Raw genomic sequence first — 17,087 nt, 5'->3', positions numbered from 1 at the left:
CGTGCAGGCGAGACTACGATGGAGCCTCCACGCCACACCGCGTCCACCTCTCGCCTACCTGACAAGCCATCAAACGCTCCACTTGGGAAGGCCAGACGAATCCTGATGGGGAACTCAATGTCGTTCATCGGCCGTGACATGGCTGTCGACCTCGGGACCGCCAACACGCTGGTGTACGTCAGGGGTCGAGGGATCGTGCTCAATGAGCCGTCCGTGGTCGCTATCAACACCAACACCGGTGGCATCCTCGCGGTCGGCGCCGAAGCCAAGAAGATGATCGGGCGTACGCCGGGCAACATCGTGGCGGTCCGCCCGCTGAAGGACGGCGTGATCGCCGACTTCGAGATCACCGAGCGAATGCTCCGCTACTTCATCCTGAAGGTGCACAAGCGGCGCTACCTCGCCCGGCCTCGTGTCGTCGTCTGCGTGCCGTCCGGCATCACCGGCGTCGAGCGCCGCGCGGTCATCGAGGCCTCTTCGCAGGCCGGTGCCCGCCAGGTGCACATCATCGAGGAGCCCATGGCCGCGGCCATCGGCTCCGGCCTCCCGGTCCACGAGGCCACGGGCAACATGGTGGTGGACATCGGCGGCGGCACCACCGAGGTTGCGGTGATCTCGCTCGGCGGAATCGTCACGGCGCAGTCCATCCGCGTCGCGGGCGACGAGCTGGACAACGCGATCATCCAGCACATCAAGAAGGAGTACTCGCTCCTCCTCGGTGAGCGCACCGCCGAACAGATCAAGATCACGATCGGCTCCGCGTACGACCTCGACTCCGACGAACACACCGAGATCCGCGGCCGCGACCTGGTGTCGGGGCTGCCCAAGACCGTCGTCATCTCGGCGGCGGAAGTCCGCAAGGCGATCGAGGAACCGGTCAACGCGATCGTCGACGCCGTGAAGACCACCCTCGACAAGTGCCCGCCCGAGCTGTCCGGTGACGTAATGGACCGCGGCATCGTTCTCACCGGTGGCGGCGCTCTGCTGCGCGGCCTCGACGAACGGCTGCGCCGCGAGACCGGCATGCCGATCCATATCGCCGAGGACCCGCTGGACAGCGTGGCGCTCGGTTCCGGCAAGTGCGTCGAGGAGTTCGAGGCGCTCCAGCAGGTTCTGGACGCCTCACCGCGCAGATGATGTGAAGTGAAAACGTCCGCCGTACGGGTGCCTGCCACCTCGTGCGGCGGATCGTTGATATATAGGCAAGGCGCACAAGAAATCCTCCCCAGCAGCGCTCGGCACTGCCGGGCACCGCTCGACGCAAACGACAGAGGAAGGCACGGCCGCCGCACGTGAGGGACACACGAGAGAGCCGGCTGCTCCTGGTGCTGCTGATCGCCATCGCGTTCGCGCTGATCACGGTGGACATCCGCGGCGGCGAGGACTCGCCTGTCGACGGTGCCCGACACGCCGCCGCCACGGTCTTCGGCCCGGTGGAGAACGGGGTCTCGGGCGCGGTCGACCCGATCGGCAACGCCATAAGCGCGGTCCGCGACTCCGACAAGCGGCACAACCGCATCGGCGAACTGGAGCACGAGAACGCCGCGTTGAAGGCGAAGCTCGGCAGCGGGGACCGCAACCGCAGCAAGGTCCGCCAGCTCGACGCCATGCTGAAGACGGCGGGCGCGGGCCAGTACGGCATCAAGGGCGCCCAGGTCATCGCCATCGGCTCGGCCCAGGGCTTCTCCTGGACCGTGACCATCGACGCCGGCGCCAACGACGGCCTCAAGCGCGACATGACGGTGCTCAACGGCGACGGACTCGTCGGCCGTGTGACCACCGTCGGCCCGAACACCGCCACCGTGCTGCTGGCCAACGACCCGGACTTCACCGTCGGCACCCGCATGGAGAAGTCCGACGAGCTCGGCTTCGCCTCCGGGCAGGGCGACCGCCCGCTGCGCGTCCAACTGCTCAACGGCAAGGCCAAGGTGAGCAAGGGCGAACGGCTCGTCACCTTCGGCTCGCAGGCCGACAAGCCGTTCGTGCCCGGCGTCCCGGTCGGCCGCGTCGTCCGCGTCGACCCCTCCGGCGGCGACCTGACCCGCACCGTCTACGTGAAGCCGTACGTCGGCTTCACCAAGCTCGACGTCGTCGGTGTGGTCGTGCAGGCACCGCGCACCGACCCGAGGGACACGGTGCTGCCGAAGAAACCCGCCAAGCCCAAGCCGACGCCCACCGTGACCGTGACGGCCACCCCGGGCGCGAACGGCGAGGGCAATGGCGAAGGCAACGCCGCCGGCAATGGCGAGAACGCCGCCGACAACAACGCAGACCAGCAGTAGCAGGAGGAGCAAGGAATCATGCGCTTCAACCGAATGCTGCTGTCCACGGTCCTTGTCGTCGTGGCCCTCGTCCTCCAGGTCTGTGTCCTGGCCCGGCTGCAACTGCCCGGCGCCGTCCCCGACCTGATGCTCCTCACCGTCCTCGGCCTGGCCCTCGTGTACGGGCACGTGGGCGGCGCCTTCGTCGGCTTCGGCGCGGGACTGCTCGCCGACCTCGCCCCGCCCGCCGACCACGCCGCCGGCCGCTACGCCCTCGTGCTCTGCGTCATCGGCTATCTGGCGGGCCTCGCCAAGCCCGAGAGCGGCCAGCTGCGTTCGGCCGCAGGACCCATGCTCGTGGTCGTCGGCGCCGCCATCGGCACGACCCTGCTGTACGCGGGTGTGGGCGCGCTCGTCGGCGACACCGCCGCCCGCGACGTCGGCCTCGGCAGCCTCATCTTCACCGCGGCCCTCTACGACCTGCTGCTCGCCCCGTTCGTCGTACCCGGGGTGATGGCGCTCGCCAGACGGGCGGAGAACGATCCGCTGGGCGAGACCTCGGGCAGCTCCGCCAAGGCCGCCGACGTCTCCTCCGGCTGGCTCTCCGGCGGTGGCACGGGCCTGAGCATCGGCGGCAAGAGCGGCGGCCTGCGCATGCGGACGGTCAAGGCGCGCGCCTCCCGTGCGGGCCGCATCAAGGGGGTCAAGCGCCTGTGAGCGCACGGCAGTTGACCGACGACAGCGCAGGCACGCACAGCTTCGGCGTGTACACCTACTCGTACTCGTACACGTCCTCGTACTGAGAGGGGGAGCACGCCACAGTGACCAACATCCCCGAGACGGGCCGGACACCCCGCGTCCAGATCCGCCTCATCATCCTCCAGATCCTCGTCCTCTCCCTCCTGCTCACCCTCGGCGGCCGCCTCTGGTACCTCCAGATCCGCAACGGCGACGAGTACGCCAAGGAGGCCTCCGGGAACCACGTCCAGCAGGTCGTCACGCCCGCCACCCGCGGTTCCATCCTCGACGCCCGCGGCATCCCGCTCGCCGACAACGAGACCCGGCTCGTCGTCTCCGCCTCCCGCACCGACCTGATGAAGATGGACGACGACGGCAAGGCCGTCCTCGCCAAGCTCGCCAAGGTCCTCGGGCTGAAGCCCAAGCAGGTCCAGGAGAAGGTGCGGCTCTGCGACGCGAAGACGCCGCAGCCCTGCTGGAACGGCTCGCCGTACCAGCCGATCCCGATCACCGACGAGGCCACGCCCAAGCAGGCCCTGCAGATCCGCGAGCGCAGCGAGGACTTCCCCGGCATCACCGCGGAGCCCACCGCCGTGCGCCGCTACGCGGGACCCGGCGGCTCCAACACCGCGCAGGTCCTCGGCTATCTCTCCCCGGTCACCGACGCGGAGATCGAGAAGGCCAAGAACTCCGACTCGCCGTACCTGCGCTCCGACCAGGTCGGCCGCAGCGGCCTGGAGCGCACGTACGACAAGGACCTGCGCGGCAAGGCCGGTGTCACCCGCTACGAGGTCGACAACCTCGGCCGCGTCATCGGCCGCGCCGAGAGCGACAAGGCCGAGCCCGGAGCGAACGTCGTCACGTCGATAGACGCCCGTGTGCAGTCCGTCGCCGAGAAGGAGCTGGACGCGGCGATGAAGGCCGCCCGGCACGAGTTCGACAAGAACACCGGCACGAACTACAAGGCCGACGCGGGTTCGGTCGTGGTGATGGAGGCCAAGACCGGCCGCGTCGTCGCCATGGCCTCCAACCCGACGTACGACCCGAACGCCTGGGTCGGCGGCATCTCCGGCAAGGACTACTCCAAGCTCACCGGCAAGAAGTCCAACTACCCGCTGCTGAACCGGGCGATCCAGGGCCAGTCGGCGCCCGGCTCGATCTTCAAGGTCATCTCCAGCACCGCCGCGGTCAACGCCGGCTACCCGTTCAACGGCCGCTACCCGTGCACCAGCTCGTACTCGATCGGCAGCCAGGTCTTCAAGAACTTCGAGTCCGAGAACTTCGGCCCGATCAGCCTCGGCCGCGCCCTCGAGGTCTCCTGCGACACCGTCTTCTACGGCATCGCCCACAAGGAGTGGCAGAAGCTCGGCGGCATCCACCCCAAGGCCGGCGTCAACACCGACGACTCCTTCTACAAGACGGCCCACCAGTTCGGTCTCGGCAAGGAGACCGGCATCGACCTCCCCAACGAGGTCAACGGCCGGGTCCCCGACCGGAAGTGGAAGCAGCAGTACTGGAAGGCCAACAAGGACGCCTGGTGCAAGGGCGGCAAGCGGGACGGCACCTACGTCGAGCGCCTCAACTGGGAGAACTGCCGCCAGGGCAACGTGATGCGCGCCGGTGACGAGGTCAACTACTCCATCGGCCAGGGCGACACGCTCGTCACCCCGATCCAGATGGCCAGGATCTACGGCGCCATCTCCAACGGCGGCACGCTCTACCAGCCCGCGGTCGGCAAGGCCGTGATCAGCCCCGACGGCAAGCAGGTCAGCGAGATCGCGCCGAAGGCGCAGGGCAAGCTGCCCATGACGAAGCAGACCCAGCGCCACATCGACCAGGCCCTCGCGGGCGTGGCGACCCGGGGCACCGCCGCCTGGCGCTTCGGCGGCTGGCCGCAGAACAAGATCCCGATGCACGCCAAGACCGGCACGGCCGAGGTCTACGGCAAGCAGACGACGTCGTGGTTCGCGACGTACACGAAGGACTACTCGGTCGTCATGACGATCGCCCAGGGTGGTACGGGTTCCGGAGCCTCGGGCCCCGCCGTCCGCAAGATCTACGACGCGCTCTACGGCGTCGACAACAAGGGCGGCATCAACAAGAAGAAGGCCCTGCTGCCCGAGCCGGAGAAGAGCCTGCCGAAGATCCAGAAGGACGGTTCGATCGACGCCCCGGAGATCAAGCCGTTCCAGCCGGGCAAGGACACGACGCCCGCCCAGCAGGAGCTGGCGGCGACGCTGCCCACCTCCTCGTACGGCAACAGCAGGAGGGACTGACCGGTGGCCGGTAATGGCTTCTCCGTCTCCGGCTACGGGCCGCAGCGTTCCACCATGACGCGGCTCATGGCCCGCGACTCGGTGGTGCGCAGGCTCGACTGGCCGATGCTGCTCTCGGCGATCGCGCTGTCGTTCATCGGCGCCGCGCTCGTCTTCTCGGCCACGCGCAACAGGACCGAGCTCAACCAGGGCGACCCGTACTACTTCCTGTTCCGGCACCTGATGAACACCGGCATCGGCGTCGCGCTGATGGCGGGCACGATCTGGCTCGGGCACCGGACGCTGCGCACGGCGGTGCCGATCCTGTACGGGATCTCCGTCTTCCTCGTGCTCCTCGTCCTCACCCCGCTCGGCGCCACGGTGAACGGGGCGCACGCCTGGATCCTCTTCCCCGGCGGCTTCTCCCTCCAGCCCTCCGAGTTCGTGAAGATCACGATCATCCTGGGCATGGCGATGCTGCTGGCGACCCGCGTCGACGCGGGCGACCGCGAACACCCCGACCACCGCACGGTGTTGCAGGCCCTCGGCCTCGCCGCCGTCCCGATGATGATCGTCATGCTGATGCCGGACCTCGGGTCCGTCATGGTGATGGTGATGATCGTGCTCGGCGTGCTGCTCGCGTCGGGCGCCTCGAACCGGTGGGTGCTCGGGCTCATCGGCGTCGGCGCGGCGGGCGCGGTGGCGGTCTGGAAGCTGGGCGTCCTGGACGACTACCAGATCGCCCGCTTCGCGGCCTTCGCCAACCCCGCGCTCGACCCGGCGGGCGTCGGCTACAACACCAACCAGGCGCGCATCGCGATCGGTTCGGGCGGGCTCTCCGGCGCGGGCCTCTTCCACGGCTCGCAGACCACCGGCCAGTTCGTGCCGGAGCAGCAGACGGACTTCGTGTTCACGGTGGCCGGTGAGGAGCTCGGCTTCCTGGGCGCGGGCCTGATCCTGCTGCTGCTCGGCGTGGTGCTGTGGCGGGCGTGCAAGATCGCGCGCGGCACGAGTGAGCTGTACGGCACGATCGTCGCGGCGGGCATCATCGCCTGGTTCGCCTTCCAGGCCTTCGAGAACGTCGGCATGACGCTGGGCATCATGCCGGTGGCGGGCCTCCCGCTCCCGTTCGTGTCGTACGGCGGTTCATCGATGTTCGCGGTGTGGGTGGCGGTCGGGCTGCTGCAATCGATCAAGGTGCAGAGGCCGATGTCGGCATGACGAGCCCCTGCAGCGATTGAGCAGCGGGGTCCGGGGCAGCGCCCCGAGACCTTGGCCCCGGTGCCGGTGACGTCTAAATTCGGGTTATGGCGGAGACAAAGCGCGAGATCGAGCGAAAGTACGACGCCCCGACCGACAACTTCCGGCTGCCCGACCTGCTCAAGGTCCCAGGTGTATCGGCCGTCATCGACAAGGGCGTCGTCGAACTCGACGCCGTCTACTACGACACCGAGGACCAGCGCCTCGCCGAGGACAGGATCACCTTGCGCCACCGCAGCGGCGGCGCCGACGCGGGCTGGCACCTGAAACTGCCGGTCTCACTGAGCGAGGGCGTCCGCGACGAGGTGCAGGCCCCGCCGTCCGACACCCTGCCGCGCGCCCTCGCGGGCCTCGTACGCTCCCGGGTCCGCGGCGACGAGCTCATTCCGGTCGTCCGGCTCCGCTCGTCGCGGGACGTGTCCCACCTGACCGACGCCGACGGCTCGCTGCTCGCCGAGGTGTGTGTCGACGCCGTGCGCGCCGAGCGGGCCGACGGGGAGCGGGCCACCGCCTGGACCGAGATCGAGGTCGAACTGGCGGACGGCGCCGACCCGGCCTTCCTCGGCAAGGTCGAGAAGCGGCTGCGCAAGGCGGGCGTCGAGCGGTCCGCCTCCGCGTCGAAGCTGGCCCGCGCCCTGGAGGAGACCGGGGCCGAGCAACGTACGCATCCGGAGACGTCCGCCGGAGCCGGAGCGGAACCGGACACCCCTGACACCCCGGGCCCGGACACCGCGGGCGCCCGCGTCCTCGCCCGCCTCCGCGCCCAGCGCGACGCCCTCGTCGAGCTCGACCCCGCCGTGCGCCGCGATCTGCCGGACTCGGTGCACCAGATGCGCGTGGCCACCCGCCGGATGCGCAGCGCGTTCAAGACGTACAAGAAGGTGCTCGACCCGGCCGTCACCGGGGCCGTCGGCGAGGAGCTGAAGTGGCTCGCGGCCGAGCTGGGCATCGACCGGGACCGCGAGGTGCTCACCGAGCGGCTCACCGGGCGGATCGACGCGGTGCCCAGGACGCTGCTGCTCGGCCCGGTCCGTGGCCGGCTGCGGATCTGGGCCGTCGCCCGCCGCCACGGCTCGCGCCGCCACACCGTCGCCGTACTCGACGGCAAGCGGTACATGGCCCTGCTCAACAGCCTGGACGCGCTGCTCGCAGACCCGCCGCTGCTGCCCGCCGCCGACAAGCCCGCCGCCGAGGTCATGGTGAAGGCCGCCCGCAAGGACAAGGCCCGCCTCGCCGCCCGCGTCGAGCACGCCCTGTCCCTGGAACCGGGCACGCGCCGCGACGTCGCGCTGCACGAAGCCCGCAAGGCCGCCAAGCGCGCCCGCTACGCCGGGGAGGCGGCGCGGCCCGTCCTCGGCAAGCAGGCGAAGAAGTTCGCCAAGCGCATGAAGGGCGTACAGAGCGTGCTCGGTGATCACCAGGACTCCGTCGTCGCCCGGGAGGCCCTGCGCCAGCTGGGGATCCAGGCGCACGGGGCGGGGGAGACCGCGTTCACGTGGGGCCTGTTGTACGGGCAGGAGCAGGCGGCCGCCGCCGACCGCGAGCGCGAGCTGCCGGGGGTCTGGGCAAGGGCGGAGAGGCGGGAGCTTTCGGCGGGTTAGGCTAGATGGTCACCCCTGTCAGCTCACGAAGGTCAACGGTTATGCCTGCCGATGCCGCCGCCTCGACGGTGGAGTCTGTCTTTCCGCAGCTCGAAGCCTTGCTGCCCCATGTGCAGAAGCCGATTCAGTACGTCGGCGGTGAGCTGAATTCCACGGTCAAGCCGTGGGAGGAGACCGACGTCCGCTGGGCGCTCATGTACCCGGACGCGTACGAGGTCGGCCTGCCCAACCAGGGCGTCATGATCCTGTACGAGGTGCTCAACGAGCGCCAGGGCGTCCTCGCCGAGCGCACGTACAGCGTGTGGCCGGACCTCGAGGAACTGATGCGCAAGCACAAGGTTCCGCAGTTCACGGTCGACTCGCACCGCCCCGTGAAGGCCTTCGACGTCTTCGGGCTCAGCTTCTCCACCGAGCTCGGCTACACGAACATGCTGACCGCGCTCGACCTGGCCGGCATCCCGCTGGAGTCCAAGGACCGCACTGTCGAGGACCCGATCGTCCTCGCGGGCGGCCACGCGGCCTTCAACCCCGAGCCGATCGCCGACTTCATCGACGCCGTGGTCATCGGCGACGGTGAGCAGGCCGTGCTCGACATGACCGAGATCATCCGCGGCTGGAAGGCCGAGGGGCGTCCGGGCGGACGCGAGGAGGTCCTCCTCCGTCTCGCGAAGACCGGGAACATCTACATCCCGGCCTTCTACGACGTCGAGTACCTGCCGGACGGCCGCATCGGCCGCGTCGTGCCGAACAAGTCGGGCGTCCCGTGGCGGGTCAGCAAGCACACCGTCATGGACCTCGACGAGTGGCCGTACCCGAAGCAGCCCCTCGTGCCGCTGGCGGAGACCGTCCACGAGCGGATGTCCGTCGAGATCTTCCGCGGCTGCACCCGCGGCTGCCGTTTCTGCCAGGCCGGCATGATCACGCGCCCCGTGCGGGAGCGAAGCATCACCGGCATCGGCGAGATGGTCGACAAGGGTCTCAAGGCGACCGGCTTCGAGGAGGTCGGCCTGCTCTCGCTGTCCTCCGCGGACCACTCCGAGATCGGTGACGTCGCGAAGGGCCTGGCGGACCGGTACGAGGAGGACAAGATCGGTCTGTCCCTCCCGTCGACCCGCGTGGACGCCTTCAACATCGACCTCGCCAACGAGCTGACGCGCAACGGCCGCCGCTCCGGCCTCACCTTCGCCCCCGAGGGCGGCAGCGAGCGCATGCGCAAGGTCATCAACAAGATGGTCTCCGAAGAGGACCTGATCCGTACGGTCGCGACCGCGTACGGCAACGGCTGGCGCCAGGTGAAGCTGTACTTCATGCTCGGCCTGCCCACCGAGACCGACGAGGACGTCCTGCAGATCGCGGACATGGCGGCCAACGTGATCGCCAAGGGCCGCGAGGTCGCGGGCAACGACATCCGCTGCACGGTGTCGATCGGCGGGTTCGTCCCGAAGCCGCACACCCCGTTCCAGTGGGCGCCGCAGCTCAGCTCCACGGAGACGGACGAGCGCCTGGCCAAGCTCCGCGACAAGATCCGCGGCGACAAGAAGTACGGCCGCTCCATCGGCTTCCGCTACCACGACGGCAAGCCCGGCATCGTCGAGGGACTGCTCTCGCGCGGTGACCGCCGCATCGGCTCCGTCATCCGCGCCGTCTACGAGGACGGCGGCCGCTTCGACGGCTGGCGCGAGTACTTCAGCTACGACCGCTGGATGGCCTGCGCCGCCAAGACGCTGCCCGCGTACGGCGTGGACGTCGACTGGTACACGACGCGTGAGCGCACGTACGAGGAGGTCCTGCCCTGGGACCACCTGGACTCCGGTCTCGACAAGGACTGGCTCTGGGAGGACTGGCAGGACTCGCTCGACGAGACCGAGGTCGACGACTGCCGCTGGACGCCGTGCTTCGACTGCGGCGTCTGCCCGGCGATGGACACGGACATCCAGATCGGCCCGACGGGCAAGAAGCTCCTGCCGCTGACCGTCGTCAAGTAGCGCGCAACCCCGAAGGGGCGGCCGGTTCTCCAACCGGCCGCCCCTTCGCGGTACTTGGGCTACTGTCCGGCGGCGAACCGCATCAGGGCGCGCTCGTCACCCTGCTTGATCTTGCCCGGCGTGTTGATGACCTCCAGCTTCCAGGAGCTGCCCACGCGCATGGCCTTGGCGACCGCGCAGCCGTTGTCGCTGGTCATCAGGCTCGGCCAGATGTCGGCGACCTGCTGCGTGCTGCCGCCCGTCGCGTCGTACACCTTGAAGCTGATGTTGCGGGCCTTCTGGAACGAACTGCCCTTCTTGTACGCGGCGGCCACGAACACGATCGACGTGATCTGCTGCGGAAGGCGCGAGAACTCGACGGTGACCGTCTCGTCGTCACCGTCGCCCTTGCCGGTCTGGTTGTCGCCGCTGTGGATGAGGGCGCCGTTGCCCATCGGGTCCAGTGAGTCGAGGCCGGCCAGGCGCACCGGATCGCCGCCCTGCATCGCGATGGCGATCAGGTCGAGGTCCGTTCCCTGCTTGCGGCGCAGCGCGCCGAGGACGCCTCCGCTGCTGCCGGCGGTGGGGTCCCAGGACACCCCGATGGACAGATGGGTCACTCCGTCCAGGTCGGCGGGGCCGTCTTCCTTCGTCAGCGTGATCATGCGTAATTCCTCCCCCTACAGGTAGAACTGCGGTTTTGCAGACTTCCCCGAAGATACGACGTGCGAATAGGGCGGGCCACGCCGGGCCGCATCCGCGAAGGCGTCGCGAGCGTCTGGAGAGACATGGACTTGGAGAAGCGCCCCCAACCGGCCCCTGAACCGGCCCCCGAAGGCTGCCTTGTTGCCGCGATCCGGCTGCCGCTGCGGATCGTGATGGTCGTCCTCGTGGTGCCCCTGCGCCTCGTGTGGGACGCGCTCGTGGCGGTCGGCCGCTTCGTGGGCAGATGGCTGCTGCTGCCGCTCGCGCGGGCGATCGGATGGGTGCTGTACGGACTCCTTGTGTGGCCGTGCCTGATGCTGTGGCGCTACGTGCTCGCGCCCGTCGGGCGCGGACTGCGGTGGCTCGGGCGGGTGTTGCTGGTCGTCCCCGCGGTGTGGCTGTACGTCCATGTCCTCGCGCCCGTCGGAAGGGCGCTGCGGGACTACGTGTTGGTGCCGATCGGTCGTGGACTCGCCTGGCTCGTACGGGTGTTGGTCGTGGTGCCGCTGCTCGCGGTGTGGCGTTACGTCCTCGTGCCGGTCGGCCGGGTGCTCGGCGTCATCGGGCGCGAGATCTGGGACGCGCTGCGGGTTGCCTGGCGGGTGGCCGGGTATGTGTCCCGTGCCGTCGGCCGGGCGCTGCGGTGGCTGATCGTGGATCCGCTGCGCTGGGTGTACCGCACCGTGCTCACCCCGGTCGGGCACGTCGTGCGCGACTACGTGCTGCGGCCCGTCGCGCGCGTCGCCGCGAGCGTCCGCGCAGCGGCCCGGCAGGCACGGACCGACGTGCGCCGGGTGCTGTTCGGGGCGGCGCCGCGGCCTGAACCGCAGGTCAGCGACCGGCGGGAACCCGGCGGCGCGCAGGGACGTAGTCTTGACAGCAGTACGACCGCACGCACGAAGAACGCATTCATTAAGGACTAGGACACTGGGCAAGCGACAGCCCGTAGGCCCGCCGCCCGCACCCGCGGTGCAGCGCATCCGACTGCGCTACACCAAGCGCGGCCGCCTCCGGTTCACCAGCCACCGTGACTTCCAGCGCGCCTTCGAGCGTGCGCTGCGCCGCGCCGAGGTACCCATGGCGTACTCGGCGGGGTTCACGCCGCACCCGAAGGTGTCCTACGCCAATGCCGCACCCACCGGCACGGGCAGTGAGGCCGAGTACCTGGAGATCGCGCTCACCGCGCCGCGCGACCCCGAGAAGCTCAGGGCTCTCCTCGACGAGTCGATGCCCACGGGCCTCGACATCGTGGACGCCGTCGAGGCCCGCACCTCGGGCCTCGCCGACCGGCTCACCGCCTCCGTGTGGGAGCTGCGGCTCGACGGCGTGAGCGTCGAGGAGGCCGCGCGCGCCGCGGAGGCGTTCCGCGCCGCCGAGACCGTCGAGGTACAGAGGAAGACAAAGAGCGGGATCCGGACGTTCGACGCCCGTGAGGCCGTCGTCAGTCTGGACGCGCTCGAGGTCTCCGACGTTTCGGCTGGTCCGGCTGATAGGCCCAGCGAGTCGGCCTGTGCGATACTGCGGCTGGTTGTTCGGCACGTGACGCCTGCCGTACGACCCGACGACGTCCTGTCCGGTCTTCGCGCCGTGGCCGACCTGGCGCCGCCGGTCCCCGCAGCGGTGACCAGGCTGGCGCAGGGGCTTTTCGACGCAGAGACAGGCACGGTGACCGACCCGCTCGCGCTCGACCGCGAGGCAGACCGGGCCGCCCCACAAAAGGCGGCCGCAGGAACTGCCACCGCGACGGCGCCTGCCGTGGAAGGTCCCGCGTAAGGCGGTCGTCGTAGCGCCGCCCTTGTACTCGGGAGCCATCTGGGTCGGGCAGCGCACCCACCCCAAGGACTTTCGCCAGGCCGTACGTACATCGCGTACCGGAACCGGCGAGAACAGACAGAGAGCCTCCGTGCGGCGCCCGCGCCCCGGACCGGCGGCACCGCGCTCGACATGATGCGCGTGAGCCGCAGACGTCACCGGTCACGGATCAGGCGCGGCGCCCGGAGGCCCGACGGGAGATCCACCCGCATGCCCGAGACCGAAGCCACCAACCCTCAGCTGGACAGCCCCAGCGACACCCTGCCCCCGCGCCGTCGGCGCCGGGCCGCGTCGCGCCCCGCGGGCCCGCCGGTAGCGGCGACCGCAGGCACCGAGGACGCCGCAGTGGCCATACCGGCCACTGCCACCCAGACTCCGGCCGCCGCCGAGGCGCCCGTCGAGACCCCCGAGACTTCCGCGACCGAGGCCCCGGCGCCCGCCGGCCGCCCGCGCCGCCGCGCGACCCGACGCGCCTCCGCGCCCACCGGTGCACCCGCCGAGCAGGCAGAGACGACGACCGTGGTGGCGGAGCCCGCCGAGCCCGTTGCCGAGCCGGAGCCGGCCGCCGCCGAGGAGCCCGCGGCCCCGCGCCGCAGCCGTCGCCGCGCCACCCGCACCGTGTCGACCCCGGACGCCCCGGCCGCCTCCACCGAGGAGCCGCAGGCCGAGGCCGCCGCTGAGCCCGCCGCCGAGCCGGAGCCGGTCGCCGACGGGGGTTCCGGCCCGCGTCGCAGCCGTCGCCGTGCCACTCGTGGCGCCTCCGCGCCCAGCGCGCCCGCCGGTCCGCCCGAGATCTCCGATGCCATCGCCGCCGAGACGACGGAGGCCGAGACCGTGGAGACCCCGGAGTCCGCTGGGAACACCGAGAACGCCGAGAACGCCGAGGACGAGTCGCCGCGCCGCCGGCGCCGCGCCACCCGTAAGGCCGCCGGTGGTTTCGCCGAGCCGAAGGCCACCAGGGCCACCAAGGCTGCGAAGTCCGCCAAGTCCGGATCGAAGCCGGCGCGGGCCGGCCGGGACGAGCAGGCCGACGAGACGCGCCCGAAGCGCGCCTCCGTCGCCACGTTCCAGGCCCCGGTCTTCACCGAGCCGATGTTCCAGACGCCGGAGCGCGCCGCCGCCGCTGCCGCGGCCGAGGCCGCCGTCGAGCAGCAGCCCGAGCCCGAGCCCGAGCCCGCGCCCACGTCCGCGCCCGAGCCCACGCCGGCCGCCGCCGTCGTCGAGGAGGAGCAGGGGCCGCGCCGTCGTCGCCGCCGTCGCGCCTCCGACGAGCAGCCCGCCGCGGCCGAGGCCGCCAAGGACGCCGAGGTCACCGAGCCCGAGCCCGAGACCGAGCCCGAGGTCCAGGACCAGCGGGCCGAGGAGAACGACGAGCAGGACGAGCACGGGGACCGCCCGGCCCGCCGCCGTCGCCGGGGTGGCCGTCGCCGTCGCCGCGGCGAGTCCGGCGACATCGACAACGACGCCGAGAACGACAACGAGTCCGACGACGACGTCGAGCCGGCCGCCGAGGAGTCCGACGACGACCGGTCCGAGTCCGACGAGCAGCGCGACGACTCCGCCGGTTCCGGCGGTTCGAGCAGCAGCCGTCGCCGCCGTCGCCGTCGCCGTCGCGCCGGTGACAACGGCTCCGACGGCGAGCAGCCGACCGACGACCCGGAGCGCACGGTCGTCAAGGTCCGCGAGCCGCGCAAGAAGGAAGAGAAGGCCGAGCGGTCGACGTCCTCGGACGAGGTGCAGTCCATCAAGGGCTCCACGCGTCTGGAGGCCAAGAAGCAGCGCCGCCGCGAGGGCCGGGAGCAGGGGCGCCGCCGCGTCCCGATCATCACCGAGGCCGAGTTCCTGGCGCGCCGCGAGGCCGTCGAGCGCGTCATGGTGGTCCGCCAGCACGGCGAGCGCACCCAGATTGGCGTGCTCGAGGACGACATCCTCGTCGAGCACTACGTCAACAAGGAGCAGTCGACCTCCTACGTCGGCAACGTGTACCTGGGCAAGGTCCAGAACGTGCTGCCGTCGATGGAGGCCGCCTTCATCGACATCGGCAAGGGCCGCAACGCCGTCCTGTACGCCGGTGAGGTCAACTTCGAGGCGCTCGGCATGGCCCACGGGCCGCGCCGCATCGAGACCGCCCTCAAGTCCGGCCAGTCCGTGCTCGTGCAGGTCACCAAGGACCCGATCGGCCACAAGGGCGCCCGCCTGACCAGCCAGGTCTCGCTGCCCGGCCGCTACCTGGTCTACGTGCCCGAGGGCTCGATGACCGGCATCAGCCGCAAGCTGCCCGACACCGAGCGCGCGCGTCTGAAGACCATCCTCAAGAAGATCGTCCCCGAGGACGCGGGCGTCATCGTGCGCACCGCCGCCGAGGGCGCGAGCGAGGACGAGCTGCGCCGCGACGTCGAGCGTCTGCAGGAGCAGTGGGAGGACATCCAGAAGAAGTCCAAGCAGATCTCGACGTCGTCGCCGAGCCTGCTGTACGGCGAGCCGGACATGACCGTCCGCGTCGTGCGCGACATCTTCAACGAGGACTTCTCCAAGGTCATCGTCAGCGGTGACGAGGCGTGGGACACCATCCACGGCTACGTCAACCACGTGGCGCCCGACCTGTCGGACCGGCTGTCCAAGTGGACGTCCGAGGTCGACGTCTTCGCGACGTACCGGATCGACGAGCAGCTCGCCAAGGCGCTCGACCGCAAGGTGTGGCTGCCGTCCGGCGGCTCCCTGGTGATCGACAAGACCGAGGCGATGATCGTCGTCGACGTCAACACCGGTAAGTTCACCGGCCAGGGCGGCAACCTCGAAGAGACCGTGACGAGGAACAACCTCGAAGCGGCCGAGGAGATCGTCCGCCAGCTGCGGCTGCGCGACCTGGGCGGCATCGTCGTCATCGACTTCATCGACATGGTCCTGGAGTCCAACCGGGACCTGGTGCTGCGGCGCCTGCTCGAATGCCTGGGCAGGGACCGTACGAAGCACCAGGTCGCCGAGGTGACCTCGCTCGGCCTGGTCCAGATGACCCGTAAGCGCGTCGGCCAGGGCCTCCTGGAGTCCTTCTCCGAGACCTGCGTGCACTGCAACGGCCGCGGCGTCATCGTGCACATGGAGCAGCCCGCAGCCAATGGCGGCGGTGGCAAGCGCAAGAAGCGCGGCCGCGGCGGCAACGGTGCGGACCACCAGCACGAGACGCACGAGGCTCCGGCCGCGGAGCAGTCCGAGCCCGAGAGCGAGGCCGAGGTCGCCGCGGAGGCGGCCGCCCCGGCGGCGCTGCCCGAGCCGGAGTTCGTTGCGGACGAGGAGCTGTACTCCAGCGCCGCGGAGGCCGAGGCCGCCGCGGGTCGTGGCCGCTCGCGTCGCCGCGCCACGCGCAAGGCGTCGGCCCCGGCCGGTGCCCCGCAGGCGGAGGCGGCCGAGAAGCCGGCGAGGTCCGGCAGGAAGTCGAGGGCCGAGCGGGCCGCGAAGCTGGAGGAGCGGAAGGCCGCTGAGGCCGAGGCTCCGGCGCCCGAGCCGGTCGTCGAGGAGCCGAAGGTCGCCGAGCCGGCCCCGGCCCCCGCGCCCGAGCCCGTGCAGGACGAGGCCCCCGCGCCCCGTCAGCGCCGCCGTGCCACGCGCAAGGCGTCCGCTCCCGCCGGTTCCCCGAAGGCCTCCTCGGAGGAGGCCGCTGCGGTGACCGTCACGGAGCCGGTCAAGGCCGAGCCCGTGGAGGAGTCGAAGGCCGTCGAGCCCGAGGCGCCGAAGGCCGAGGTGACCGAGGCCGCGGCCCCGGCCCGCCCGCGTCGTCGCGCCGTCCGCAAGGCGACCGCTCCGACCACCACCACTGAGGACACGGCCGTCGTGGTCGTCCCTTCGGCCTCGGACGAGGCCGCCGAGGCGCCCGCGCCGGAGGAGGCCGAGGAGGCGCCCGCCGCCAAGAAGGCCGCCCGTAAGACGGCCAAGAAGGCGACGGCGAAGAAGGCCGCCACCAAGAAGACGGCCGCGCCCAAGACGGCTGCCGCCAAGACGGCCGCGACCAAGGAGGCCCCGGCCGACGAAGCCGCGACCGACGAAGCCGCCCCCAAGACGGCTGCCAAGAAGACGGCCGCCAAGAAGGCGACGGCTGCCAAGAAGGCGACCACGGCCAAGAAGGCGACGGCGGCGAAGAAGACCACCGCCAAGAAGACGACGGCGGCGAAGAAGACCACCGCCAAGAAGACGACGGCCAAGAAGACGACCGCGAAGAAGACCGCGGCGGCCGAGCAGCAGTCGCTGCCGTCCGTCTCGGCCGCGGCCGACGAGGCCTGAGGCTCCGCCGCCCAGACCGAGTGACGACGCCCCGCACAGCGCTGCTGTGCGGGGCGTCGCCGTATGTACGGGCAAGTCGGTCATTGCCGTGGTTTTCGGCGACGTGGGCGACGTGAGAGGTCTCGAAGAGCGCTCGATTCGCCCCCTGCCTCTTGGTGCGCGGCCAACTGCCTGTAAAAATCATGCAGTCATACAGGTGAAGGACATGGGTGGGCG

The 17,087-nt window shown here is 70.6% G+C and carries 11 protein-coding genes; 10 read left to right on the top strand and 1 reads right to left on the bottom strand.

The features are described from left to right. The first annotated feature begins 117 nt into the window (after positions 1–117). The 7 genes from OHA73_RS16285 to OHA73_RS16255 all read left to right on the top strand — a co-directional run bounded on the left by OHA73_RS16285 (position 118) and on the right by OHA73_RS16255 (position 10,100). Complete coding sequence (locus OHA73_RS16285) at positions 118–1,137, top strand: rod shape-determining protein (RefSeq protein ID WP_266719674.1); 1,020 nt, start codon at positions 118–120, stop codon at positions 1,135–1,137. Positions 1,138–1,292: 155 nt separating this feature from the next. Next, on the top strand, positions 1,293–2,282 hold the full coding sequence (mreC, locus tag OHA73_RS16280; RefSeq protein WP_266719676.1) for a rod shape-determining protein MreC: 990 nt from the start codon (positions 1,293–1,295) through the stop codon (positions 2,280–2,282). An 18-nt stretch (positions 2,283–2,300) separates the two neighbouring features. Then, the gene (gene mreD / locus OHA73_RS16275) at positions 2,301–2,978 is read left to right on the top strand and encodes a rod shape-determining protein MreD (RefSeq protein WP_327655392.1); all 678 of its coding nucleotides are present in this window, start codon (positions 2,301–2,303) and stop codon (positions 2,976–2,978) included. A gap of 104 nt (positions 2,979–3,082) precedes the next feature. After that, the gene (gene mrdA / locus OHA73_RS16270; RefSeq protein ID WP_266719680.1) at positions 3,083–5,275 is read left to right on the top strand and encodes a penicillin-binding protein 2; all 2,193 of its coding nucleotides are present in this window, start codon (positions 3,083–3,085) and stop codon (positions 5,273–5,275) included. Between the two features lie 54 nt (positions 5,276–5,329). Next, complete coding sequence (gene rodA / locus OHA73_RS16265; RefSeq protein WP_266725480.1) at positions 5,330–6,475, top strand: rod shape-determining protein RodA; 1,146 nt, start codon at positions 5,330–5,332, stop codon at positions 6,473–6,475. Between the two features lie 86 nt (positions 6,476–6,561). Next, positions 6,562–8,115, top strand: a complete 1,554-nt coding sequence (locus OHA73_RS16260) for a CYTH and CHAD domain-containing protein (protein ID WP_327655391.1) — start codon at positions 6,562–6,564, stop codon at positions 8,113–8,115. Positions 8,116–8,156: 41 nt separating this feature from the next. After that, positions 8,157–10,100, top strand: coding sequence for a TIGR03960 family B12-binding radical SAM protein (locus OHA73_RS16255; protein ID WP_266719684.1), 1,944 nt, complete (start codon positions 8,157–8,159; stop codon positions 10,098–10,100). 59 nt (positions 10,101–10,159) lie between these two features. On the opposite strand, the gene OHA73_RS16250 is transcribed toward OHA73_RS16255, so the two are convergent. Beyond that, positions 10,160–10,744 (bottom strand): TerD family protein, encoded by a 585-nt coding sequence (locus OHA73_RS16250; protein WP_266719686.1) that lies wholly within the window; start codon positions 10,742–10,744, stop codon positions 10,160–10,162. Positions 10,745–10,867: 123 nt separating this feature from the next. Here OHA73_RS16250 and OHA73_RS16245 point away from each other — a divergent pair, with 123 nt between their 5' ends. The 3 genes from OHA73_RS16245 to OHA73_RS16235 all read left to right on the top strand — a co-directional run bounded on the left by OHA73_RS16245 (position 10,868) and on the right by OHA73_RS16235 (position 16,871). Continuing rightward, positions 10,868–11,707: a hypothetical protein gene (locus tag OHA73_RS16245; protein WP_266719688.1), complete on the top strand. Its 840-nt coding sequence runs from the start codon at positions 10,868–10,870 to the stop codon at positions 11,705–11,707. A gap of 46 nt (positions 11,708–11,753) precedes the next feature. Next, on the top strand, positions 11,754–12,557 hold the full coding sequence (locus tag OHA73_RS16240; protein WP_266719690.1) for a TIGR03936 family radical SAM-associated protein: 804 nt from the start codon (positions 11,754–11,756) through the stop codon (positions 12,555–12,557). A 249-nt stretch (positions 12,558–12,806) separates the two neighbouring features. Further along, positions 12,807–16,871: an Rne/Rng family ribonuclease gene (locus tag OHA73_RS16235; protein ID WP_327655390.1), complete on the top strand. Its 4,065-nt coding sequence runs from the start codon at positions 12,807–12,809 to the stop codon at positions 16,869–16,871. Positions 16,872–17,087: the final 216 nt, after the last annotated feature.

Origin of the sequence: Streptomyces sp. NBC_00483 (assembly GCF_036013745.1) — a bacterium.
In the GTDB taxonomy this organism is placed as follows: Bacteria; Actinomycetota; Actinomycetes; order Streptomycetales; family Streptomycetaceae; genus Streptomyces.
This window is presented reverse-complemented; position numbering and strand designations above follow the sequence as displayed.